Source organism: Actinoplanes sp. NPDC048988, from assembly GCF_043197815.1.
GTDB lineage: Bacteria > Actinomycetota > Actinomycetes > Mycobacteriales > Micromonosporaceae > Actinoplanes.
Window position 1 is genome coordinate 644,392 of sequence record NZ_JBICTW010000003.1, and the last position, 21,872, is coordinate 666,263.

A 21,872-nucleotide genomic window follows, 5' to 3' on the forward strand; every position below is an offset into this window, starting at 1 on the left:
CGGACCGGCCTCAGCGCGACTTCGCCGAGCGGATCGTGCGGCGCAGCAAACCGTGCCAGGCCGGCACCTCCGCCTCCTCGTCGAAGAAGCGGGCGACCACCACGTCCGTCGAGGAGTGCAGCACGATCGACAGGACGATCGTGAGCGCGACCAGGTGGAAGACCTCGTCGGCGGCGGTGATGCCGGATTCGAGCACCAGCAGCCCGTAGACGACCGAGGCGAAGCCCTTCGGGCCGAACCACATCGCCGCGGCCTGTTCCTTCAGATCCAGGCCGGAGCGCAGGAACGACAGCCACAACACCACCGGACGGGCTACGAAAATGGCCAGGAAGGCGAACACCAGCCCTGCCACGAGATGTCGGCCAGGAACTCCAGCGAGATCAGTGCGCCGAAGACCAGCAGCGCGGCCAGTTCGAACAGCTCGGCGACGTTTTCCCCGAAGTGCTCGAACGCCGCGCGCTGCCGTGGTCCGAACGTCGCCACCGTGATCCCGGCCGCGAACGCGGCCAGGAACAGGTTGGCGTGCGTCGCCTGGGCGACCGCCAGGACGAGAAGCCCGATGGCGAATCCGTTGAGCGGCTCGTAGGCCGGCGACGCGGAGAAGAAACGACTGCGCTCGAGCCGGATCGCCGCCACCTGGAATCCGCCATCCCGCCCGTACCAGTACGGGTAGCCGGGAACCCGACGCGTTTTGTTCGCTTAGCGCCGGTGGACGTCGCAGCCGTCAACTCGCCTGGTTTACACGAGTGACACGGCGGGCGCGTACCCATATCGACTTGCTCGTCGTGGTGCCATCATGGGCCGAGGGCTGCGATGAGCGGGAGGGAGGGCGATGGCCATCGACGATATCTGGAGTTGCATGGTCAGCCGTGACGGCGCCGTTTGCACTGTCGACCTGGCCGGCGAGATCGACATGAGCGTGCATGAAGCCGTACTGGCCGTGCTCCTGCTTGAGATCGACGCTTCCGGCACCGATGCGGTGCGCGTCGACCTGGCGGCCGTGTCGTTTCTCGGTTCGGCCGGCTTACGCGTGTTGGTAGAGGCCAAGCAGGCGGCCGAGGCGCGGGCTTGTACGTTCGTGGTGACCGGCGCCAAAGGCCCCGTTCGGCAGGTGCTCGAAATCAGCGAGTTGCTGGGGTTGCTTACCGAGGACGGCCCCAGTACCAGCCTGTAGCGCCCGACGGGCCGCATGAATGGGGCAATAACGGGCACCCGCATGTCGTGCCGTTCGACCGAACCTCCCTCCCGCCGCCGGGCAGCGTGCTGCTGACGGACTGGACGCTGGCTGGCAGCCACGATCTGCGCCGGCTGCGCGCCGACGTGGCTGACGTGCTCGCCGGCCAGCGGATTCCCGCTGCGCGGATGCTTGACGCCGTTCCGGACAAGATGAGTACGGCGGCCAGCGAGCTGGCCACCAACGCGCTGTGTCACGGTGCTCCGCCGACCCGGGTGAGCCTGCGGCGTCACGCCGGCGCTTTCATCGTCGACGTGACCGATGCCGACATCCATCGGTTCCCTGTGCCCGTCACCGGCCCGACCGACGGTTGGGGCCTGCGTATTGTCGACGGACTCGCCGACCTCACCGGGTGGTACACCGATGAACAGGTCAAACACGTGTGGGCGCAATTCACGATGCCACTGTGGCCATTGACGGCCTGATGACCCTCAGGCGGTGTCGGAACCCTGGAGAGCCCGGGTAGGGAAGAAGGTGAGCCCGTACCCGTTTGCCGCCGCGGAAGTCCTCGACATACCAGCGCACCGTGCAGGCCTCGACCAGCGTCAACCCGCGCCCGCCACGGCCGTCCGGTTCCCGCCGGCGGGGAATGACCGAGGAGCCGTCGGCCACCGAAAGGACCACCTGCGTGTCGTGGGCCTCGATGTCCAACCGCACCGAGCCACCGCCGTGCTGCACCGCATTGGTGACCAGCTCGCTGATGACCAGCGCGGCCCGGTGAACTGGTCGCCGTTCAGCCCGTCGCCGTGCCGCCAGGCCGGGGCAGCATGGCGATATCACGGTAGAAGCGGTCGATCTGCTGTACGGCCGCCACGAAAGCGTCGAGCTCCATCGGCTTGGTCACGAAGGCGTTGGCATGGCGGACATAGCTGGCGGTGATGTCGGTGCTCTCCCCGGAGGTGGTCAACACGACCACCGGGATGGATTTCAGGCCGTCGTCGGCTTTCAGCTCCGCCAGCACCTCACGGCCGTCCATGCGCGGCATGTTCAGATCCAGCAACACCAGGTCCGGACGTACGGCGTCGCCGTAGCCACCCTGGCGCCGCAGAAACTCGAGCGCCTCGAGCCCGTCAGCGACTCGATGCACCACCGGCGGCACAGCGGCACCCAGCAACGCCTCTTCGATCATCAGGGCGTCCGCGTCGTCGTCATCGACCACGAGGATCGTCAACGCCGTACCTCCCATGGGGACACCTCCTCGACGGCGAGGAGACTATACGCGGCCCGACGTCTGGCGAACTCGGCGGCGAGCGCGGGTCGTCCTCGGTGACCTCGCTTCCGGCGTCGCATCGTGAGCACGGTTCGCGCCGTCTGCCGATCAGGGCAGGCGCCGCCACAGTGCGAGGCCGGTGATCGCCGACGTTGCCGCTGCCATCAACAGACCGCCTCCGGCTCCGATCGCCACGATCAGCGCCAGCGGTTGCCCCGGCTGCCACAACGGGGTCGCGAAGCCGAGGAACACGCCGAGGCCGATGAGCCAGGCCAAGGCCGTGGTCGCTATCCAGCTCGCCGACCGCGGCAGGGCCGTGCGCAGCACCAGCCACTGAGCCGTTCCGATGGACGCCAGCAACGCCACACCGACGACCGACCCGGCGAGAGCGAGCACGGCGGGTGGCCAATCAGTCCACCGGTCCGCCGTCGACGAGGGCAACATCCCCATCACGTACGCCAGAACAGCGCCTATGGCGGTGGCCGCCACCCAGCGGCGCGCGGGCAGGCTCGGGAGCGCGTGTCTGAGAACGGCCGCCTGGGAAAGTCCGAGCACGGTGCCCTCCACCGCGCCGGCTATCAGGATCGCCACGATGCCCGTGGTGACCGACGCTCGGGCGGTGAGCGCCCCGGTGACCGCGGGCACGGCGAAGCCGGTGAACTCCCCCGCCGTCACGGTTGTCAGCCACCTCATGAACAGTGACCGGCCCCGCAGGCTCGCAGGCATGCCGGGGCCACCGCGGAACTCGACGAAGGTCGCGGAGTCCCGCACCGGGGCTCGGGGAAAGCGGCGGCGATACAGCGACGCCGCCTCGCTGTCGGCTGCCGCAACGTGGCCGATGACCTCGTGCCACTCGCCATCCAGGCAGACTTGCGCGGGCGCCGCGTCGCGGAAGTGCCGCCACCAGCGCTTGTCTTCCGCATGTCCGGCAAGTACGACGAGCAGCTTGTCATCCTGGGCGGCCTGGATGGGCAGGATGATCGTGGCGCCGGCCGCTGAGACGTAGCGGAGCAACAGAACGGATCTGGGCAGCACGTGACGGATCGGCGTCCGAAGGAGCCGGACCATCGGAGGGGCGGAGTGCGCACTGCCCAGTTGACGGGTCGTCATCGCAGCAGCGTCGGTCAGCGATGGACCAGACGCCGCACACCGGAGACGGCACCCTCGACGCCGGCGGCGAACAGAACGACAACGACCGTACTGGAGATCGGCAGCAGCACGGCGTACCCGGCCGCTATCAGGTGGCGCTTCGACATGATGGCCCTCCTCCTGAGTACGTGCTGTGGTGACACCTTCAGAACACCGCATCCACCGGGCCGGCAGCAGAGTCGGAGGACCTGCGTCCCGATTCGGTATTCCTTGTCGTCCCGGGTCTTTCGGCCCTGCCGCGGCCGCTCAACGGCGCCCTACGTTGGCCTTGAGGGCTACGGCCGTTCTCCTCATTCGGGAGCCGAGATGAACGTCCTCAGAAAGCTGCTCTGCGCGACCGGTCTGCACACGGGGCAATGGTCTCTTCCCGGTGTCCGGTGCGAGAGCGTGCGTGTCTGCACCGCATGCGGCAAGACGAGCGAAGAGACCCACCACACCTGGGGCCAGTTCGCCTACGTCGAGGAACGTCGTTGCGAACAGATTCGCCGCTGCGAACGGTGCGGCACGACGGACTCCCGAGACGAGCACGACTGGGGTCCGTGGCGGTACTCGAACTGGGAGTACAACTCGCCGCAGTTCCGCAGATGCGGCCGGTGCCACGAGATGGAGAAGACCCACGCGACGATGCGCTGACGTGCCGGCCTTGACTGTGACGTTCCGTCACAGCGGAGACACGCTGGCTCGCGCAAGCTGGCATCCCGCTGGCCGCCGTCGCCGGAATGCTGGGCGGCCACACGCCAACGGCCGCCGCGCCGCCGGACCTTCGCCGGGAATCGGTCCTGGCCGATCTGCGAGCCGGAGTCGACGCGTTGGATCACCAGCTGCTCGAGCTTCAGGGTCAACGCGACCGTATGCAGCGGCTGATCGCCGGCGTCGAGCGGGACGGGCACCTGTCGCCGATGCCACCGGCGATGGTGTCGTTCTACGACCGCGTGGAGGCCCGAGCAGCCGACGAGACGACGCGGCGGGTCATCCGCCAGGAGCGGGACTTCATGAGCTGGCGTTCTACCGCGGTGACATGCCCGTCGAGTCGGCCATGGTGTACGAGAAGCTCACCGAGGCCGGGCTGGCCGACAGCATCGACTGCTCTCATCGCGCCGGCGGTCGTCGAGGGAGACGACATCGCCGCCCGCGCCTTGCTCTACACCGCCGGCCCATGGCCGGCCGCTGCCGCGATCACCGGCTGCACCGTTCTGCTCGCCGGAGCGGCACTCCTCGGCGATCTGCTGAAGGTGCCTCCGAGGATCCAGGACCTCGGTCTGTTCGGGCACGTCCCCGACGTCGCGGCGGCTGACTCCACGCCGATGGCGCTCCTGGTGCTGGTCGGTGCCGGAGCGTTGATGTGGCTGGCAGGTCTCGTCGCCGTGAACCGACGCGATCTGGTTTCCGGTCGACCGGCGCCATTCGGGTCTTTCGGCCCTGACCCGCTCGGGCTCTCGCTTGCGACGGTGGAGAAAGTCGGACGAGTCCGGAGGTTGCCATGACCAGCTCCGAGGAACACGTGACCCGCGCCGAGGCGCGCACCGCTCTCGAGGTGGCGGCCCGGGAGTCACTGCGAGCGCCATCGGTCTTCAACACCCAGCCGTGGAAATGGCGCCTCACCGGCGACACGCTGGAGCTGTCCTCCGATCCGACCCGCCGGCTCGGCGTCACGGACGCCGAGGGCCGTCTGTTGCTGATCAGCTGCGGCGGCGCCCTGCATCATGCGCGGGTGTCGCTGGCCGCCGCCGGGTGGCGCGCCGAGGTGCGGCGTTTTCCGGACGAGCAGCGTCCCGACCTGCTGGCTCGCATCCGGGTCGTCGGTCGCGCCACGGCTGACACGCAGGCCAAGGAACTGGTCGCCGTCATTCATCAGCGTCGCACCGATCGCCGCGCGTTCGGCGACCGGCCGGTGACCGAACAGACCCTGGACCGCCTGCGCCGGCTTGTCGAAGCTCAGGGCGCCTATCTGCACGTGGTGCCGGATGACCGGGTGCCCGAGCTCGCCATCTCGGTCGACGAGGCCGCAGACGCCAACTATTTCGACCCCGCCCATCACAGCGAACTGACCAAGTGGACGCATCGCCCGGCCTGGGCTGAGGACGGCGTATCCGCCACCACCGCCGTGCAGCCCAGCTTGCGCCGGGTACCCGTCCGGAACTTCCTCCCGGACGGTTCCCCCGGCATGCTTCCCGGCGCCGACCACGACGAGGGCGCCGCGTATGTGATCATCTTTGGGACCAGCGACAAGCCGGTCGATCTGCTGCGCGGCGGCGAGGCCATGTCGGCCCTGCTGCTGCGGGCCACCGCCGAAGGGCTGGCCACCGCGCCCATCAGCGAGGCCGTTGAGGTGGCCTGGCCTCGGCGTCTGCTGAGCCGACTGCTTTCCGGGGTGGGCGAGCCCTACCTGATCGTGCGGCTCGGCTATGTCGAGGCGCCGGGCACAGTGCCTCCCACGCCACGCCGCCTGCCCACCGACGTGATCCGGATCGAGGACTGACCGGATCGTGAGGACCGTTGCCGGCATCGTCACGCCTCGCGGACGACCCCGACGACGTTGCCCTCGGCCTCTGCTGAGCGGGCCACATCAAGCGCTGTCACGCGGCAACGTCCGACACCTGGACATCGCCTCTGACCTGCGCAGATGGCCGCCGCCGTACGGCGAACCGACGTCGGCGAGCTGAGCGCACCAACAGGAGTGAAGCCAGCGCCTGACGGCGGCTCCGCAACGCGGAACCGCCGTCGGAGATGCGCTGTGGTTACTTCGCTCCGCCGTCGAGGGACCAGTCACGAACCTCGGGCATGTCCTCCAGATGCTCGACCACGTAGGCCTCGTGACGGCGCAGCTGCGCCTCGCACCAAGCCTTGAGGTCGGCGGCACCACGGGGCAGCCGGTGGGCGTTGTTGATGGCGTCCATCACGAGGTGGTATCGCGACGCCCGGTTGCGGACCGTCATGTCGAACGGGGTGGTCGTGGTGCCCTGCTCGATGAACCCGCGCACGCGGAACCGATCGGCGTCGGGCCGGCCGTGCACCAGCTGGTGGATCGCGCCGGGGTAGCCGTGGAACGCGAAGACCACGTCGACGGTGTCGGTGAACAGCTCGGTGAACTGGGTCTCGCTCATGCCGTGCGGGTGGTCCTTGGGGCGCGGCAGCGTCATCAGGTCGACGACGTTGACAACGCGGACCTTGAAGCCGGGCAGCCGGTCGCGCAGGATCTGGGCCGCGGCGACGGTCTCCATGGTGACCACGTCGCCGGCGCAGGCGAGCACGATGTCAGGGTCGCTGGTGTCGTCGTCGGTGCCGGCCCACTCCCAGATGCCGGCGCCGCGGGCGCAGTGCTCGATCGCCTCGTCCATGGTCAGGTACTGCAGTTGCGGCTGCTTGTCGATGACGATCAAGTTGATGTACGAGCGCGACCGGAAGCAGTGGTCGGCCACCGACAGCAGCGTGTTCGCGTCCGGCGGCAGGTACACCCGGGCGACATCGCCGCGCTGGGTGAGCACGGTCTGGATGAGACCGGGACCCTGGTGGGAGAAGCCGTTGTGGTCATTGCGCCAGGCGGTCGAGGTCAGTAGCACGTTGAAGCTGGGCACCCTCGCCCGCCACGGCAGCTTCGTGGCCTCCTGCAGCCACTTGCCGTGCTGCACGGTCTGCGAGGCGCTGACCATCGCGAACGCCTCGTACGTGGCGAACAGGCCGTGCCGGCCGGTCAGGTTGTAGCCTTCGAGCCAGCCGTGGCAGTTGTGCTCGGAGAGCACCTCCATGACCCGGCCGTCGCGGCTGAGCGCGACGTCGCTCGGCATCACGCGCTCCATGAAGGCCCGGTCGGAAACCTCGAAGACGGCGCCGAGCCGGTTGCTGTTGGTCTCGTCGGGGCAGAACAGCCGGAACCGGTCGTCGTTGCGGGCGTAGATGTCGCGCATCATCTCGCCGAGCCGGCGCGTCGATTCGGCCCGTCCGGTGGCCGGCGCGGCCACCTCGACGGCGTAGTCGCGGAAGTCGGGCAGGTCGAGGTCGCGGGTCAGGACGCCGCCGTTGGCGTGTGGCGACGCGCTCATGCGCAGATCGCCCTCGGGTGCCTGCTCACGGATCAGGCCGATGGGCGCGCCGGTGTCGTCGAAGAGTTCCTCGGGCCGGTACGACTTGAGCCACTGCTCAAGGAAGGCGAGGTGTGCGGGGCTGTCCCGGACACCGGACAGGGGCACCTGGTGCGACCGCCACGTGCCGGTGACCTGTACCCCGTCGACCTCGGCCGGCCCGGTCCAGCCCTTCGGCGAACGAAGCACGATCAACGGCCAGACCGGCCTGGTGCCGTCCCACGTCCCGGTACGGGCCGCGGTCTGGATCTCGCGAATACGCCCCCACGCCTGAGCGAGGGCGGCGGCGAAGCGGACGTGCATGCCAGGCAGGTCCTGCCCGGCCACCTCGATGACGTCGTAGCCGTGGCCGCGCAGCAACTCCTGCACCTCGTCGGCATGCTTGCGACCGAGCACGGTCGGGCCGGAGATCTTCGCGTCGTTCAGATGCAGGATCGGCAGCACCGCGCCGTCGCGGGCCGGGTTGAGGAACGACACGCCCTTCCACGAACCCTCCAACGGGCCGGTCTCGGCCTCACCGTCGCCGACCACCGCGATCGCGAGCAGGTCCGGGTTGTCCATCACCGCGCCGAACGCGTGGACGAGCACGTAGCCCAGCTCGCCGCCCTCGTGAATGGAACCCGGCGTGGTGACCGAGACGTGGCTCGGGATACCGCCGGGGCTGGAGAACTGGCGGAACAGCTTCCGCATGCCCTCGGCGTCCTGGCTGATCTGCGGGTAGATCTCCGAGTACGTGCCCTCCAGGTAGCCGGCGGCGACGAGCGCGGGCCCGCCGTGGCCAGGACCGGCCAGGTAGATCGCCTGCTGACCGGTGTGCCGGATCAGCCGCGACACGTGGGCGTAGATCAGCGACAGGCCCGGGCTGGTGCCCCAGTGACCGAGCAGGCGGGGCTTGATGTGCTCGGCGGTCAGCGCCTTGCGCAGCAGCGGGTTGGCCTTGAGGTAGATCTGGCCGATGGTGAGGTAGTTGGCCGCGCGCCACCAGGCGTCGAGGCGGGCCAGTTCGGCCTCGTCAGGTTCGGCGAGAGTCTGCAGCAGGTCGGACACCACCGCGGTCACGGCGATTCCCTTCAGCGGATCTTTGTCGTCGGATCCACCGTAAGGCGGCGGTCGCCTGGTCCCGTAGGGCCGCAAGCCGCGGCCGAAGGGACCTCCGACCCTACGGGGCAGGACTTTCGAGGCGGGTAACCAGAAACACCGGATAGCCAGCCGCGACCGCTGCAAAGGCCTCGAGCGGAGCGTGCCGGTCGACCGGGATGTGCGGTCGCGCCCCGGGCGCCTTGGCGAGGTACAGGCGCAAGATCGGCGGTCGCTGGTCGACGGGCACCTCGCTGAGGTGGATCCGCTCGCGACGGCCGTGGCCCAGGACCGCGTCGCCTCCGGCGGCTCGCACGTTGGCGACCCAGTTGGCGTCGTTTCCCAGCATCGCCACCAGATACTCACGACCCTGGAGCCGCACGACCACGAGTGGGCAGGAAACCGTCCGGCCGGTGCGACGTCCTGGCACCTCGAGCGTGACCCAGGTCTGCGGCACAAGGAATCCGGCCCGGAACTGGGCGGCGGAGATGCGGTTGAGCAGGCGGGCCAGACCGTGCGGGCGTCCGCCGCGGTACATCCAACGCTTCAACGGGCTCCCGATCAGCATGCCGGCGCCTCCGGGTACGCGTAGAGCTCGATCAGCCGGTGACGGGCAGCCTGCAGCCGGTGCGACACGACGTCGAGCATCCGGCCGGTCAGCTCACGCCCGAGATCGGCGTCCTCAGCGATCAGCGCACGCACCCGCGCGGCGTCGAACTCGACGGCATGCACGTCGTCGGCCACCACGGCACCGAACTGCCAGCGGAACGGCGGTCGCATCCACGACCAGCCGACCGGTGCGCCCGGCCGGGCCCGGTCGACCGTGATGTCGCCTCGTCCGGGTACGTAGAAGTCGATCGCGACCGCTCCGGAGCTGATCAGCCAGAAGCGGTCGGCGTGCGCATCCTCGCGGCACAGCCGGTGCCCGACGCCGTGGAACACCGGTCGCCCGGCCACCGCGAGCCGCTGCAGCCAGCCGGCTGGAAGGTCAGCGACGAAGTCGTTCAGGGCGAGCAGGTCGAAGACACTCAGCATGAAACCTCCCCGCAGAGGGCGCGGAGCCCGGTGGCGGCCGGGCTCCGCGCGATGATCAGGCGACGTAGAAGACGCCGGCGCCAGTGGTGTCGGTGTCTTCGAAGGCGACCTGAAGCTTGTCGATCACCTCGACGACGCCGGGCACCTGCCGGGTGAGGCGGACGGCCAGGTTGGCGGTGGAGCGGCGGTCGACCTCCCCGGTCAGCCGCACCACGCCGCCGTCGACGGCGACGCTCACCTGGTCGGCGCCCTCGTGCAGCAGCGCGTCGAGGACGCTCTCGTTGATGTCCGCGCTGATCTCGCCGTCCGGGCGCAGGTGGACCTTGAGCAGGTCGCCGCGGGAGACGATGCCGATCAGCCGGCCGAGGTCGTCGACGACCGGCAGCCGCTTGACGTTCTCGGCATCCATGAGCCGCGCCGCGGCGGCGATGGGCGTCTTGCTGAGCACCACGACCGGTGGGCTGCTCATCAGATCGGCGGCGGCGCCCGCGTACGCCTTGGCTCGCTCACCCCGGCGGCGGCGGCCCTCGAAGAGCCGGGGCTGCTCGTCGCCCGCGTACTCGATCTTGCGCAGGAGGTCCGTCTCGGAGATCACGCCGGTCACATGCTGGTATTCGTCCACAACCGGCACGGCGCTGAAGCGGTGACCGATCAGGAGGTCAACCACTTCGCGGTAGGAGGCGGCCGGCTCCACCGACACGACCGCCTTGGTCATCACGTCGTCCACTTTCCACGCTGTCATGGCAGCCTCCTCGCTTCTCATCTGCCGACGCTACGAGGCGGAAACCGGGTCGGGCAGGGCCGAAAGGCCCTCGGCGCGCTGCTTGATGCCCTGCAGCATCCGGCGTTCCATGATCAGGCTGCCGGGCGCCATCACCGCGTCGTACAGGGCTCGGACCGCTCGGTTGCCGCCCGGCGGGGTGATGCGGTTGCGGCTGATCAGCCGGGTCCGGGCTCCGTCCGGGCACAGGTGGAAGATCCATACCCAGGCGCCGTCCTCGGAGCGGAACGCCAGAGTGCGTTCGGCCTCGCATATCTCCACCCGCATGGCGGGCCCGTTCGAGCCGAGCGGCAGAGTGTCACCGACGGCCAAATCTTGGAACTGCGGCAGGATCTCGTCGGCGCTGTGCATGTTCAGCCCGAACAGGTTCTCGATCCAGTCGTACGTGTAGGCGCCGCCGCGACCGCTGCCCATCTGCACCAGCCACGGCCAGATCGCCGATGGGGCGGCGTCGATGGTCACCGCACGGGTGGAGATGAGGCCGGCGTCCGGCAGCAGGTCGTCGCCAAGAAGGGCGCCGGCGACCTCCTCCGGTGTGGCGCCCCACGTGACGTACCGGCGGCGCGCCCACGGGGAGACGGCCACCGCCAAGCCGGCGCCGGCGATCAGGAATGCGGCCTTCATCGCGACAGCACCACCTTCAGCGCGCCGGAGTGGGCCGAGTCGGCGAAGACGTCGTACGCCGCCATGAACTCGTCCAGGCCGAACCGGTGCGTGACCATGGGGCCGGGGTCGAGTTGCCCGGCCACGAGCATGTCGAGCAGCGCCGGCGTCGAGGACGTGTCGACCAGGCCCGTGGTGATGGTGACGTTGCGGATCCACAGGTCCTCGAGGTGCAGGGTGGCGGGTTTGCCGTGCACGCCGATGTTGGCGACTCGTCCGCCCGGCCGCACGAGTGCGGCGCACAGCTCGAACGTCTGTGGGGTGCCGACCGCCTCCATCGCCACGTCGGCGCCGAGGCCGCCGGTCAGCTCCCGGACCGTGCCGAGCGGGTCGTCCGCGCCGGCCACGACCGTGATGTCGGCGCCGAACATCTTCGCCGCCTGCAACCGGCTCTCCGCCTTGTCGATGACGACGATGTGCGAGGGCGAGTCGTCCCCACCGAGGATGTGCAGGTCGGTGCCGCAGATGGTAACGGCGTCGATCCGGATGATCGCGTCCTTCGGATCCTGGATCCGCGGGTCGGGGACCTCGGTCCACGACCGTGTTCCGGGACCGCCGTACACGAGGCCTTTCATGACTCTCTCCCTTCGGTGTCGTCCCCTCCACGCTCGTCGTCCCACTGCCGAAGGGGTAGGGACATCCGGCCCTGTCGCGGGAGCGCAACAGGAGAAGCGAGGGAGCCCGTCGGATCGGGACGTCCGGCCCTACAACCCGACCACCCGCAGGGCTTACCAACGAGGAAGGAGCCACCGCCGAGACAGCGAGGAGTAAGGCCGTGACCAGATACGTCTACGACTTCGTCGAGGGCAACAAGGACCTCAAGGACCTGCTCGGTGGCAAGGGCGCCAACCTGGCCGAGATGACCCGGATGGGTCTGCCGGTGCCGCCCGGCTTCACCGTCACCACCGACGCCTGCCGCGAATACCTGCGCACCGGCACGATGCCCACCGGCCTTCTGGGCGAGGTCGAGCATCACCTGCGGATGGTGCAGAACCAGATCGGCAAGACCTTCGGCGACCCCGAGGATCCGCTGCTGCTCTCCGTACGCTCCGGCGCCAAGTTCTCCATGCCCGGGATGATGGAGACCATCCTCGACATCGGCCTGAGCGATACGAGCGTCGCCGGCCTCGGCCGGCAGACCGGGGACGAGCGCTTCGCCTGGGATTCCTACCGGCGCCTGATCCAGATGTTCGGCAAGACCGTCTTCGACGTGCCCGGTGAGGCGTTCGACGACGAGCTCGCGGCAGCCGGCGGCATCGGCGCCGACCTGAGCGTGGCCCAGCTGCAAGACCTCGTCCTCGCGTACAAGAAGGTCTTCCACGCCCACACCGGCCGTGACTTTCCGCAGGCGTCGCACGAGCAGCTGTTCCTCGCGATCGGCGCGGTGTTCCGGTCGTGGAACGCCGAGCGCGCCACCCTCTACCGGCGACAGGAACGCATCCCGCAGGACCTGGGCACCGCGGTCAACGTGATGGCGATGGTCTTCGGCAACCGCGGCGAGGACTCCGGCACCGGCGTCGCCTTCACCCGCGACCCGGCCACCGGACGGCGCGGCGTCTACGGCGACTACCTGCGCAACGCCCAGGGCGAGGACGTCGTCGCCGGCATCCGCAACACGATGAGCCTCGCCGAGCTCGCCACCATCGACCCGGCGAGCCACCGGCAGCTGCTCTCGATCATGCAGCGGCTCGAGCAGCGCTACCGCGACCTGTGCGACATCGAGTTCACCATCGAGAACGGCAAGCTGTGGATGCTGCAGACCCGCGTCGGCAAGCGCACCCCGGCCGCCGCGTTCGTCATCGCCGCCCAGCTCGTCGACGAGGGCACCATCACCCTCGACGAGGCCCTGCAGCGCGTCACCGGCGAACAGCTGGCCCAGCTGATGTTCCCCAGCTTCGACACCGCCGCCGCACCCGAACCGCTGACCACCGGCGTGCCCGCCTCGCCCGGAGCGGCCGTCGGCATGATCGTCTTCGACTCCGACGCCGCCGCAGCAGCCACCGAGCCGGTCATCCTGGTGCGCCGCGAGACCAACCCCGACGACCTGCCCGGCATGATCGCCGCCCAGGGCATCCTCACCTCGCGCGGCGGCAAGACCTCGCACGCCGCCGTCGTCGCGCGCGGCATGGGCAAGACCTGCGTCTGCGGCGCCGAGCAACTCGTCATCGACGAGGACTCGGTCACCGTGGCCGGACGCACGCTGCACGCCGGGGACGTGATCTCCCTCGACGGCACCACCGGCAAGGTGTACCCCGGCGCCGTAGCCGTACGGCCCTCCCGCGTCGTGCGCTACTTCGAAGGCGAGCTCACCGCCCACGGCGACCCCCTGCTCGCCGCGGTGGAACGGCTCATGATCCACGCGGACCACACGGCGCGGCTCGCCGTGCACGCGAACGCCGACACCGGCGCCGATGCCGCCCGCGCCCGCCGCTTCGGCGCCACCGGTGTGGGGCTGTGCCGGACCGAGCACATGTTCCTCGGCGACCGCCGCGTACTGATCGAGCGGTTGATCCTCGGCGACGACGGCGCCCTGGCCGAGCTGCTGCCGCTGCAGCGCGCCGACTTCGAGGAGCTGTTCACCGCGATGGACGGTATGCCGGTCACCGTGCGGCTGATCGACCCGCCGCTGCACGAGTTCCTGCCGCCGCTGGAGGAGCTGACCGCGCGGGTCGCCCGGGCCGAGGCGCTCGGTCAGGATCCCGGTCGCGACGGCACGCTGCTCACGGCCGTGCGCCGGATGCACGAGCAGAACCCGATGCTCGGCCTGCGCGGGGTCCGCCTCGGCCTGGTGATCCCCGGCCTGTTCGCCATGCAGGTCCGCGCGATCGCCGAGGCCGCCGCCGCACAGGTTGCCGCGGGCGGCGACCCACGGCCGGAGATCATGGTCCCGCTGGTCGGCGCGGTGCAGGAGCTGGAGACCGTACGAGCGGAGGCGGAGGCGGTGCTGGCGAGCGTGCTGGGCGCGCCGCCGATCCGGATCGGAACGATGATCGAGGTTCCCCGGGCCGCGCTGACCGCCGGGCAGATCGCCGGCGCGGCCGAGTTCTTCTCGTTCGGCACCAACGACCTGACCCAGATGACGTGGGGCTTCTCCCGCGACGACGTCGAAGGCGCGTTCTTCGGGCGCTACCTACAGCTCGGCATCTTCGCGGCGTCGCCGTTCGAGACCATCGACAGCGACGGCGTGGGTGAGCTCGTCCGCATCGCCGTCGAACGGGGCCGCGCGAGCCGGCCCGGCCTGACCGTCGGGGTCTGCGGCGAGCACGGCGGCGATCCGGCCTCGGTCCGCTTCTTCCACGACACCGGCCTGGACTACGTGTCGTGCTCGCCGTTCCGCGTGCCGATCGCCCGGCTCGAGGCCGGACGCGCCGCGAGCGCGGCGGCCGGCTCGGACAGCCGATGAGGAGGTCACGATGACGACCACGGTGACGCCGGTCCGGCGCGGTGACCGGGAGATCGGCGCCTACGTCGACGGCCGGTTCATCCCCGCCGTGGATGCGACCACCGTCGCTTTGGCCGCGCTGGCCACTGCGGCGGTGGCCACCGCGAGCGTGTCCGTCGGCCTCGCGCTGCGCCGGCGGCCCGCGATCGGCACGGTGACGATGGGTCCCGGCGGCTGGGTCAGCCTCAAGCACAGTGCGCGGCCCGCGCTGAGGGCAGGTGGAACTGCGAGACCGTGGTGGGCCCGTCTCTTGCGTGCGCACCGCCTCACGGAGGAACGCTGACGGTCCTGCGTATCAGGGACGAGTGGCCCTACTACCGCGACTTGCGCCGGACGAGCCTTGAAGGCACAGAGAAAGAAGGGAACGTCATGCGCGCAGCCGTCGTCACCAGCTTCACCGAACCACTGGCCGTCCAGGAGGTCCCGATCCCGCAACCCGGTGACGGGCAGATCCTGGTCCGCATCGAGGCCAGCGGCCTGTGCCACACCGACATCCACGCCGCCCGCGGCGACTGGCCGGTCAAGCCGACTCCCCCGTTCATCCCCGGCCACGAGGGCGTGGGCGTCGTCGACAAGGTCGGTCCCGGCGTCACGCTGCACCGGGCCGGTGACCGCGTCGCGATCCCGTGGCTCGGACATGCCTGCGGCTCGTGCGAGTACTGCGTCACCGGCTGGGAGACGTTGTGCGAGGCTCAGCTGAACACCGGCTATGCGATCGACGGCGGCCACGCGGAGTTCCTGATCGCCGACGCGCGCTTCGCCGTCGCGGTGCCGGACGGCATCGACCCGGCCGAGGCCGCGCCGCTGACCTGCGCCGGCGTCACCACCTACAAGGCTGTCAAGGTCGGCGGGGTCACGCCCGGCGATCGCGTCGCGATTTTTGGCATCGGCGGACTCGGCCACCTCGCCCAGCAGTACGCGCAGATCTTCGGCGGCGAGACCATCGCGGTCGACGTCACCGAGGAGAAGCTTCAACTCGCCAAGAACCTGGGCGCCGCCCACGTCGTCAACGCCGCCACCACCGACCCGGTCGCCGCGATCGAGGCGCTCGGCGGCGCCGATGTCGCCGTGGTGCTGGCGGCCGACCCGAAGGTGCTCGAGCAGGCGCACGCGTCGCTGCGACGCGGTGGCCGGCTGATCCTGGTGTCGCTGCCCAAGGACAACGCCATGTCGCTGCCGATCTTCCAGACCGTCCTCAAAGGCATCAAGGTGATCGGTTCGATCGTGGGTACCCGCGCCGACCTGACCGAGGTGTTCCGGCTGCACGCCGCCGGGCGTACCAAGGTGTTCTACGAGACCCGACCGCTCGAACAGATCAACGACGCCATCGAGGACGTCCTCGCCAGCCGCGTGCCGGCACGTCTCGTACTGATTCCGTGAACCGCTCGGGGTCTCGGACGGTCCCGGCCGCCCGGGACCTCTGGCCCTGCCCGTCCGGTCGTCGCTCGGCCAGGCTGAGGACAGACGAAGGAGAGGTCATGGACACCACATCCCACGACGCCTGGCGCGGATTCCGCGGCACCGGCTGGCGCGAGACGATCGACGTCGGCGGGTTCATCCACGACAACATCGAGCCGTACGAGGGTGACGCGTCGTTCCTGACCGGGCCGACGCACCGCACCGAGCGGATCTGGCGGCAGCTGCAGCGGATGTTCGTCGAGGAGCGCCGGCGCGGGATCTACGACGTGGACACGCACACCCCTTCCACGATCACCGCGCACGAGCCCGGCTACCTCGACCGCGACCACGAGCTCATCGTCGGTCTGCAGACCAGCGCGCCGCTGCGCCGGGCGATCATGCCCAACGGTGGCCTGCGCATGGTGGAGAACGGCCTGGCCGCGTACGGGTTCGAACTCGACCCGCACGTGAAGGCGATCTTCAGCCAGTACCGCAAGACCCACAACGACGGCGTGTTCGACGCCTACCCGGCCGACGTCAAAGCCGCCCGGCGCTCGCACATCATCACCGGGCTGCCCGACGCCTACGGCCGCGGCCGGATCATCGGCGACTACCGGCGCGTCGCCCTCTACGGCGTGGACCGGCTCATCTCCGAACGCCGAGCCGTCAAGGCGTCGCTCGACGGGCAGCTGTCCTCGGAGAGCGTGATCCGCGACCGCGAGGAGCTCGCCGAGCAGATCAAGGCGCTGGAAGAACTACGGTTCATGGCCGACCGGTACGGCGAGGACATCTCCGGCCCGGCGACGACGGGTCGCGAGGCGATCCAGTGGCTGTACTTCGCCTACCTGGCCGCGACCAAGGAGCAGAACGGCGCCGCGATGTCACTCGGCCGCACGGCGAGCTTCGCCGACATCTACCTGCAGCGCGACATCGCCGAAGGGACGCTGACCGAGCAGCAGGCGCAGGAGCTCGTCGACGACTTCGTCATCAAGCTGCGCATCATCCGCTTCCTGCGCACCCCCGAGTACGACGAACTCTTCTCGGGTGACCCGACCTGGGTGACCGAGTCGCTGGGTGGCATCGGCTGCGACGGGCGGCCGCTGGTGACCCGGACCAGCTTCCGCTACCTGCAGACGCTCTACAACCTCGGCCCGGCCCCCGAGCCCAACCTGACCGTGCTCTGGTCACCCACGCTGCCCGAGGGCTTCAAGCGGTTCTGCGCCCAGGTGTCGATCGACACCAGTTCCATCCAGTACGAGAACGACGAGCTGATCCGCCCCGCCTACAGCGACGACACCGCGATCGCGTGCTGCGTCTCGGCCATGCGCGTCGGCAAGGACATGCAGTTCTTCGGCGCCCGAGCCAACCTGGCCAAGGCCCTGCTGTACGCGATCAACGGCGGCCGCGACGAGCTGACTGGCGACCAGGTTCTCGCGGGCACGCCGATCACCGACGACATCCTCGACTACGAGACCGTGATGGCCGCGTACGACAAGACCCTCGACTGGCTCGCCGAGACGTACGTCGACGCCCTCAACGTCATCCACTACATGCACGACAAGTACGCCTACGAACGCCTCGAGATGGCCCTGCACGACTACCCGGTCCACCGGTTCCTGGCCACCGGCGTCGCCGGCCTGTCGGTCGCCGCCGACAGCCTCAGCGCCATCAAGCACGCTCAGGTCAAGGTGCTGCGGGACGAGAACGGGCTGGCCGTCGACTACGCCGTGGACGGCGACTTCCCGGCCTTCGGCAACAACGACGACCGCGCCGACACGATCGCCGTCGACCTCGTCGAGCGGTTCATGGCCAAGATCCGCCGGCAGCCCACCTACCGTGGCGCCGAGCCGTCGCTGTCGGTTCTGACCATCACCTCGAACGTCGTCTACGGCAAGCACACCGGCAACACGCCCGACGGCCGCCGCGCCGGCGAGCCCTTCGCGCCGGGGGCCAACCCGATGAACGGCCGCGACAAGCACGGCATGGTCGCCGCCGCGCTGTCGGTGGCCAAACTGCCGTACCGCTGCGCCCGCGACGGCATCTCGCTGACCATCACCGTCACCCCCGACGGCCTCGGCCACTCTCGCGACGAGCGCATCGGCAACCTGGCCGGCGTACTCGACGGCTACACCGACGGCGGCGGCTTCCACATGAACGTCAACGTCCTCGACCGCGCCACCCTCGAAGACGCCATGGCACATCCGGAGAACTATCCGCAGCTGACCATCCGGGTCTCCGGCTACGCGGTCAACTTCGTCAAGCTCACCCCCGAGCAGCAGCGCGACGTCATCTCCCGCACCTTCCACGGATCGCTGTGATGACCCCCCTCGTCACGGCGCCGGTGACCGGTTCCGTCCACTCCTTCGACCTCTCGACCGGAGTGGACGGGCCGGGCACCCGGTTCGTCGCGTTCCTCGCCGGCTGCCCGCTGCGCTGCCAGTACTGCCACAGCCCGGACACCCAGTACCGCCGGTACGGCACCGGGTGGACAGCGCCGGACCTGCTCACCGAGATCCGGCGGTACGAGCGTTTCCTGAAAGTCGCCCACGGCGGAGTCACCATCAGCGGCGGCGAACCGCTGCAACAACCGGCCTTCACGCGCGAGGTCCTGCGTGGCTGCAAGGAGCTGCGGCTGCACACGGCTCTGGACACCAGCGGCTTCCTCGGCGACCGCGCCGACGACGCCCTGCTCGACGCCACCGACCTGGTGCTGCTCGACATCAAGTCCGGCGATCCCGCGACGTACGGCAAGGTGACCCGCACCGGAAGACTCGCGCCCACCGTCCGCTTCGCGCACCGCCTCGCCGACCGCGGCACGCCCATCTGGGTCCGCTTCGTGCTCGTTCCCGGCCTCACCGACGACCCCACCAACGTCGACGCCGTCGCCGCGATCGCCGCTTCCGTGCCGACCGTCGAACGCGTCGAGGTGCTGCCCTTCCACCGCCTCGGCGCCCAGAAGTACGCCGCTCTAGGCCTGCCATTCCCGCTGGCGGATACGCCGGCGCCGGACGACCAGCTCCTGCGTCGAGTGCGCGACCAGTTCCGCGGCCATGGGCTCACGGTGTTCTGAGATACGGCCGCGGCGAGCGAGGCCACTCCCTCGTCCGCTGTGGTGGCAACGCTGTTGTCCGTAATGCTCCAGGCGGGTCGACAGCTGCCGAGGCCTCGCGTTGCGCGTCGTCCACGACTTGCCGGCGGGACTTTCGGCCCGCCGGGCGAGGACCTGACGCCCTGCCCCATCGCATCGATGAAGCCGACGATGAAGGGAGAGAAGAAAAGGGGCAAGGCCATGAACACCAAGCCCATCGTCGTCGGCACCGACGGCACCGAACCGAGCACCATCGCCGTCGACTGGGCGGCCCACGAGGCCCAGCGCCGCCATTTGCCGTTGCGCATCGTGCACGCCTTCGACTTCGAGTGGCAGGGCGCCCGCTACAACGTCGGCACCGAGGTCGTCGACCTGGCCCGGAAAATCGCCGAGGCCGTCGTGGCCGCGGCCTGGGACCAGGCCCGCGACATCGCACCCGACATCACCATCGCAACCGAAACGCTGATCGGGCACGCCGCTCCGCGGCTGCTCGAGGTGGCCCACGACGCGGAACTGCTGGTGCTCGGCAGCCGCGGCCGCGGCGGTTTCGCCGGCCTGCTGCTCGGCTCGGTCAGCCAGCGCGTCGCCACGCACGCCCCCTGCCCGGTCGTCGTCGTTCGCGGCCACGGTACGACCGCCGGCGGACCCATCGCGGTCGGTGTCGACGACTCCCCCACCGCCGACCTGGTGCTGGAGACCGCCTTCACCGCCGCGACCGAACACGACTGCCCGCTCACCATCGTCCGGGCCTACCTTCCGGTGATTCCCCTGTGGCTGTCCGACGTGGCTCCGCCGACGGTCGACACGCCCGAGCAGGACGCCGCCGAGAACGAGCGGCTCGACGAGCAGCTGGCCCCGTGGCGTGCCAAGTACCCGGACGTGCTGTTCACGACGGTGGTGACCCACGAGAGCGCCGCCTTCGCGCTCGAACGCGAATCCCGGCGGTCCCGCCTGGTCATCGTCGGCAACCGCGGCCACGGGCTGCTGGCCGGCGCGTTCCTCGGCTCGACCACCCTGCAGCTGCTGCACCACGCCGGTGCCCCGGTCTACGTCACCCGGCCGCGACCGGCCTGAGGCGGCCGTCATGGCGCTCGACGCCCTCACCTCCGACGGCGGGATCATCAGCATCCGGCCGGTGCCCCCGGACGACCGCGCGGCCCTGGCCCGGCTGTACGGCGAGGCAAGCCCGGAGAGCCTACGGCTGCGGTTCCTCGCCGGGCCGAGTTCGCCGTCGTCGTCGTGCGCGGTACCGCGGCCGCTGACGCGATCGCCGGCCGTCACGATGGCGGCAAGGTCGTGCTGCCGGACGCGGTGCTGCGCAGGCTCGAGCCGATGGACACCGCGATGGTCGCGACGATGACGCCGAGGGTGAGCGGGATCGGCAGTTTGCCGATCGGCGTCTCGGAGAGGACCAGCTTGACGCCGGCGAAGGCCAGCAGTACGGCCAGCCCGTAGTGCAGGTGCACGAAGCGGCGCAACAGGCCGGCCAGGCAGAAGTACAGGCTGCGCAGGCCGAGCAGCGCGAACGCGTTCGCCGTCCAGACGAGGAACGTGCTGGTCGTGATCGCGAGGACCGCGGCGACCGAGTCGATGGCGAAGATCAGGTCGGTGGCTTCGACGGCGATCAGCACGACGAACAGCAGGGTCGCCACCCGGCGGCCGTCGACGCGGGCGAAGAACCGGTCGCCGTGGTAGGCCGGGTCGGTTGGCACGACGCGGCGCACGAGGCGAACGACCAGGTTGTTCTCCGGCGGGCTCTGGTCACCGTGGCGGAACGCCATCCGGTAGCCGGTCCAGATCAGGAAGGCGCCGAAGACGTACGCCGTCCAGAAGAACGTCTCGAGCAGTTCGGCGCCGACGAAGATGAACACCAGCCGCATGACCAGCGCGCCGACCACGCCCCAGAAGAGCACCTTGTGCTGCAGTGCGGGCGGCACGGCGAACGCCGAGAAGATCAGCGCGAAGACGAAGACGTTGTCGATCGACAGCGCCTTCTCGATCAGGTAGCCCGCGTAGTAGGTGCCGGCCACGTCGCCGCCCTGCCAGCCCCACAACAGCACACCGAACAGCAGACCGGCGCCGATCCAGACGGCCGACCACGTCGCCGCCTCCCGGAAGCCGATCACGTGGTTGTCGCGGTGCAGGAACAGGTCGACGGCCAGCATCACCGCGACGGCGCCCATCACCAGCGCCCAGGCCCACAACGGCACGAACATCAGGGAACTCCCTTCGACCGGACGGGCCGAAGGTCTCCCCGCACCACCGCACTTCAGGTGGCCGCGCCGCCGGAGCCGGATGGCCGGCCCGTACTGACGACGACGCGTCGCACGCCGGGTACTCCCCCTCGAACTACGAAACATTATTCACGAAGTATGGTTCGTATGACAAGGGGAGGCGTACCGATGGCGGCTTGGACTTTCCTGACCAACCACGCGCACGTACTGCTGGCCATCGCGCGCGAACCCGACGCCCGGCTGCGCGAGGTGGCCGAGACCGTAGGCATCACCGAACGCGCCGCCCAAGCCATCGTGGCCGACCTCGAGAAGGCGGGTTACCTCGAGCACACCCGCGTCGGGCGCCGCAACCGGTACACCGTCAACCCGGCCGGCCACTTCCGGCACCCGGCCGAGGCCGACCGACGCATCGGCGACCTGCTCGCCCTGTTCACCACTCCCCCGTCACTCGACGACCGGCAGGGCCGCGCGTAACACAGAGG

Annotated in this window: 23 protein-coding genes and 1 pseudogene; 12 read left to right on the top strand and 12 right to left on the bottom strand. The window is 69.7% G+C overall.

Annotated features, from left to right (window positions below):
- Window positions 1–10 precede the first annotated feature (10 nt).
- A pseudogene (locus ACGFJ7_RS13820) lies at window positions 11–636 on the bottom strand (cation:proton antiporter).
- A gap of 196 nt (window positions 637–832) precedes the next feature.
- Between ACGFJ7_RS13820 and ACGFJ7_RS13825 the strand changes: the two are divergent.
- Complete coding sequence (locus ACGFJ7_RS13825) at window positions 833–1,174, top strand: STAS domain-containing protein (protein ID WP_392642362.1); 342 nt, start codon at window positions 833–835, stop codon at window positions 1,172–1,174.
- Between the two features lie 47 nt (window positions 1,175–1,221).
- Window positions 1,222–1,659, top strand: coding sequence for an ATP-binding protein (locus ACGFJ7_RS13830; protein ID WP_360258202.1), 438 nt, complete (start codon window positions 1,222–1,224; stop codon window positions 1,657–1,659).
- Here ACGFJ7_RS13830 and ACGFJ7_RS13835 read toward each other — a convergent pair.
- The 4 genes from ACGFJ7_RS13835 to ACGFJ7_RS13850 form a co-directional block, all read right to left on the bottom strand.
- Window positions 1,628–2,014 carry an ATP-binding protein gene (locus tag ACGFJ7_RS13835; protein WP_360258205.1) on the bottom strand — a complete coding sequence of 129 codons (387 nt, stop codon included), beginning with the start codon at window positions 2,012–2,014 and terminating at the stop codon, window positions 1,628–1,630. The two genes, ACGFJ7_RS13830 and ACGFJ7_RS13835, sit on opposite strands and share 32 nt — an antisense overlap.
- Complete coding sequence (locus ACGFJ7_RS13840) at window positions 1,968–2,420, bottom strand: response regulator (protein ID WP_360258207.1); 453 nt, start codon at window positions 2,418–2,420, stop codon at window positions 1,968–1,970. Before ACGFJ7_RS13840 ends, ACGFJ7_RS13835 begins: the two co-directional genes overlap by 47 nt.
- A 132-nt stretch (window positions 2,421–2,552) precedes the next feature.
- On the bottom strand, window positions 2,553–3,554 hold the full coding sequence (locus ACGFJ7_RS13845; RefSeq protein WP_392642363.1) for a hypothetical protein: 1,002 nt from the start codon (window positions 3,552–3,554) through the stop codon (window positions 2,553–2,555).
- A 14-nt stretch (window positions 3,555–3,568) separates the two neighbouring features.
- A complete protein-coding gene (locus ACGFJ7_RS13850) occupies window positions 3,569–3,700 on the bottom strand; it encodes a hypothetical protein (RefSeq protein WP_360258212.1) in 132 nt (43 codons plus the stop codon).
- A 199-nt stretch (window positions 3,701–3,899) separates the two neighbouring features.
- Between ACGFJ7_RS13850 and ACGFJ7_RS13855 the strand changes: the two genes are divergently transcribed.
- The 3 genes from ACGFJ7_RS13855 (at window position 3,900) to ACGFJ7_RS13865 (ending at window position 6,072) form a co-directional block, all read left to right on the top strand.
- Window positions 3,900–4,226, top strand: a complete 327-nt coding sequence (locus tag ACGFJ7_RS13855) for a hypothetical protein (RefSeq protein ID WP_360258214.1) — start codon at window positions 3,900–3,902, stop codon at window positions 4,224–4,226.
- Between the two features lie 86 nt (window positions 4,227–4,312).
- Window positions 4,313–5,077: a hypothetical protein gene (locus tag ACGFJ7_RS13860; RefSeq protein ID WP_392642364.1), complete on the top strand. Its 765-nt coding sequence runs from the start codon at window positions 4,313–4,315 to the stop codon at window positions 5,075–5,077.
- Complete coding sequence (locus tag ACGFJ7_RS13865) at window positions 5,074–6,072, top strand: Acg family FMN-binding oxidoreductase (RefSeq protein ID WP_392642365.1); 999 nt, start codon at window positions 5,074–5,076, stop codon at window positions 6,070–6,072. Before ACGFJ7_RS13860 ends, ACGFJ7_RS13865 begins: the two co-directional genes overlap by 4 nt.
- 259 nt (window positions 6,073–6,331) lie before the next feature.
- Here the strand turns inward: ACGFJ7_RS13865 and ACGFJ7_RS13870 are convergent, their stop codons facing one another.
- The 6 genes from ACGFJ7_RS13870 to ACGFJ7_RS13895 form a co-directional block, all read right to left on the bottom strand.
- A complete protein-coding gene (locus ACGFJ7_RS13870; RefSeq protein ID WP_392642366.1) occupies window positions 6,332–8,731 on the bottom strand; it encodes a phosphoketolase in 2,400 nt (799 codons plus the stop codon).
- A gap of 100 nt (window positions 8,732–8,831) precedes the next feature.
- Window positions 8,832–9,317: a nitroreductase/quinone reductase family protein gene (locus ACGFJ7_RS13875; RefSeq protein WP_392642367.1), complete on the bottom strand. Its 486-nt coding sequence runs from the start codon at window positions 9,315–9,317 to the stop codon at window positions 8,832–8,834.
- Window positions 9,311–9,784 (bottom strand): Crp/Fnr family transcriptional regulator, encoded by a 474-nt coding sequence (locus ACGFJ7_RS13880; RefSeq protein ID WP_392642368.1) that lies wholly within the window; start codon window positions 9,782–9,784, stop codon window positions 9,311–9,313. Before ACGFJ7_RS13880 ends, ACGFJ7_RS13875 begins: the two co-directional genes overlap by 7 nt.
- 55 nt (window positions 9,785–9,839) lie before the next feature.
- Window positions 9,840–10,526: a CBS domain-containing protein gene (locus ACGFJ7_RS13885; protein ID WP_392642369.1), complete on the bottom strand. Its 687-nt coding sequence runs from the start codon at window positions 10,524–10,526 to the stop codon at window positions 9,840–9,842.
- A 30-nt stretch (window positions 10,527–10,556) separates the two neighbouring features.
- Window positions 10,557–11,189, bottom strand: coding sequence for an SRPBCC family protein (locus ACGFJ7_RS13890; RefSeq protein WP_392642370.1), 633 nt, complete (start codon window positions 11,187–11,189; stop codon window positions 10,557–10,559).
- Window positions 11,186–11,803: a zinc-binding dehydrogenase gene (locus ACGFJ7_RS13895; RefSeq protein WP_392642371.1), complete on the bottom strand. Its 618-nt coding sequence runs from the start codon at window positions 11,801–11,803 to the stop codon at window positions 11,186–11,188. Before ACGFJ7_RS13895 ends, ACGFJ7_RS13890 begins: the two co-directional genes overlap by 4 nt.
- 200 nt (window positions 11,804–12,003) lie before the next feature.
- On the opposite strand from ACGFJ7_RS13895, the gene ppdK reads away from it, so the two are divergent.
- From ppdK to ACGFJ7_RS13925, 6 genes are all read left to right on the top strand, one after another.
- Window positions 12,004–14,631 carry a pyruvate, phosphate dikinase gene (ppdK, locus tag ACGFJ7_RS13900; RefSeq protein WP_392642372.1) on the top strand — a complete coding sequence of 876 codons (2,628 nt, stop codon included), beginning with the start codon at window positions 12,004–12,006 and terminating at the stop codon, window positions 14,629–14,631.
- Between the two features lie 10 nt (window positions 14,632–14,641).
- A complete protein-coding gene (locus ACGFJ7_RS13905) occupies window positions 14,642–14,953 on the top strand; it encodes a hypothetical protein (protein WP_360258236.1) in 312 nt (103 codons plus the stop codon).
- Between the two features lie 86 nt (window positions 14,954–15,039).
- On the top strand, window positions 15,040–16,050 hold the full coding sequence (gene adhP / locus ACGFJ7_RS13910; RefSeq protein WP_360258238.1) for an alcohol dehydrogenase AdhP: 1,011 nt from the start codon (window positions 15,040–15,042) through the stop codon (window positions 16,048–16,050).
- A 98-nt stretch (window positions 16,051–16,148) separates the two neighbouring features.
- Window positions 16,149–18,386 (top strand): formate C-acetyltransferase, encoded by a 2,238-nt coding sequence (gene pflB, locus ACGFJ7_RS13915; RefSeq protein WP_392642373.1) that lies wholly within the window; start codon window positions 16,149–16,151, stop codon window positions 18,384–18,386.
- Window positions 18,386–19,138: a pyruvate formate-lyase-activating protein gene (gene pflA, locus ACGFJ7_RS13920; protein WP_360258243.1), complete on the top strand. Its 753-nt coding sequence runs from the start codon at window positions 18,386–18,388 to the stop codon at window positions 19,136–19,138. The genes pflB and pflA overlap by 1 nt, the downstream gene beginning before the upstream one ends.
- 219 nt (window positions 19,139–19,357) lie before the next feature.
- Window positions 19,358–20,230, top strand: a complete 873-nt coding sequence (locus ACGFJ7_RS13925; RefSeq protein ID WP_360258245.1) for a universal stress protein — start codon at window positions 19,358–19,360, stop codon at window positions 20,228–20,230.
- A 203-nt stretch (window positions 20,231–20,433) separates the two neighbouring features.
- On the opposite strand, the gene ACGFJ7_RS13930 is transcribed toward ACGFJ7_RS13925, so the two are convergent.
- A complete protein-coding gene (locus ACGFJ7_RS13930; protein WP_392642374.1) occupies window positions 20,434–21,372 on the bottom strand; it encodes a TerC family protein in 939 nt (312 codons plus the stop codon).
- Window positions 21,373–21,528: 156 nt separating this feature from the next.
- On the opposite strand from ACGFJ7_RS13930, the gene ACGFJ7_RS13935 reads away from it, so the two are divergent.
- Window positions 21,529–21,864: a helix-turn-helix transcriptional regulator gene (locus ACGFJ7_RS13935; protein WP_392642375.1), complete on the top strand. Its 336-nt coding sequence runs from the start codon at window positions 21,529–21,531 to the stop codon at window positions 21,862–21,864.
- The last annotated feature ends 8 nt before the right edge of the window (window positions 21,865–21,872 follow it).

What these genes read in the sequence shown, in the direction of transcription:
- ACGFJ7_RS13935 (WP_392642375.1), top strand. Translation starts at nt 21,529, where the DNA reads ATGGTTCGTATGACAAGGGGAGGCGTACCGATGGCGGCTTGGACTTTC.
- ACGFJ7_RS13905 (WP_360258236.1), top strand. Translation starts at nt 14,642, where the DNA reads ATGACGACCACGGTGACGCCGGTCCGGCGCGGTGACCGGGAGATCGGC.
- ACGFJ7_RS13825 (WP_392642362.1), top strand. Translation starts at nt 833, where the DNA reads ATGGCCATCGACGATATCTGGAGTTGCATGGTCAGCCGTGACGGCGCC.
- ACGFJ7_RS13925 (WP_360258245.1), top strand. Translation starts at nt 19,358, where the DNA reads ATGAACACCAAGCCCATCGTCGTCGGCACCGACGGCACCGAACCGAGC.
- pflA (WP_360258243.1), top strand. Translation starts at nt 18,386, where the DNA reads ATGACCCCCCTCGTCACGGCGCCGGTGACCGGTTCCGTCCACTCCTTC.
- ACGFJ7_RS13930 (WP_392642374.1), bottom strand. Translation starts at nt 21,372, where the DNA reads ATGTTCGTGCCGTTGTGGGCCTGGGCGCTGGTGATGGGCGCCGTCGCG.
- ACGFJ7_RS13850 (WP_360258212.1), bottom strand. Translation starts at nt 3,700, where the DNA reads ATGTCGAAGCGCCACCTGATAGCGGCCGGGTACGCCGTGCTGCTGCCG.
- ACGFJ7_RS13855 (WP_360258214.1), top strand. Translation starts at nt 3,900, where the DNA reads ATGAACGTCCTCAGAAAGCTGCTCTGCGCGACCGGTCTGCACACGGGG.
- ACGFJ7_RS13880 (WP_392642368.1), bottom strand. Translation starts at nt 9,784, where the DNA reads ATGCTGAGTGTCTTCGACCTGCTCGCCCTGAACGACTTCGTCGCTGAC.
- ACGFJ7_RS13875 (WP_392642367.1), bottom strand. Translation starts at nt 9,317, where the DNA reads ATGCTGATCGGGAGCCCGTTGAAGCGTTGGATGTACCGCGGCGGACGC.
- ACGFJ7_RS13845 (WP_392642363.1), bottom strand. Translation starts at nt 3,554, where the DNA reads ATGACGACCCGTCAACTGGGCAGTGCGCACTCCGCCCCTCCGATGGTC.
- adhP (WP_360258238.1), top strand. Translation starts at nt 15,040, where the DNA reads ATGCGCGCAGCCGTCGTCACCAGCTTCACCGAACCACTGGCCGTCCAG.
- ACGFJ7_RS13840 (WP_360258207.1), bottom strand. Translation starts at nt 2,420, where the DNA reads ATGGGAGGTACGGCGTTGACGATCCTCGTGGTCGATGACGACGACGCG.
- ACGFJ7_RS13895 (WP_392642371.1), bottom strand. Translation starts at nt 11,803, where the DNA reads ATGAAAGGCCTCGTGTACGGCGGTCCCGGAACACGGTCGTGGACCGAG.
- ACGFJ7_RS13860 (WP_392642364.1), top strand. Translation starts at nt 4,313, where the DNA reads ATGCTGGGCGGCCACACGCCAACGGCCGCCGCGCCGCCGGACCTTCGC.
- pflB (WP_392642373.1), top strand. Translation starts at nt 16,149, where the DNA reads ATGGACACCACATCCCACGACGCCTGGCGCGGATTCCGCGGCACCGGC.
- ACGFJ7_RS13865 (WP_392642365.1), top strand. Translation starts at nt 5,074, where the DNA reads ATGACCAGCTCCGAGGAACACGTGACCCGCGCCGAGGCGCGCACCGCT.
- ACGFJ7_RS13885 (WP_392642369.1), bottom strand. Translation starts at nt 10,526, where the DNA reads ATGACAGCGTGGAAAGTGGACGACGTGATGACCAAGGCGGTCGTGTCG.
- ACGFJ7_RS13890 (WP_392642370.1), bottom strand. Translation starts at nt 11,189, where the DNA reads ATGAAGGCCGCATTCCTGATCGCCGGCGCCGGCTTGGCGGTGGCCGTC.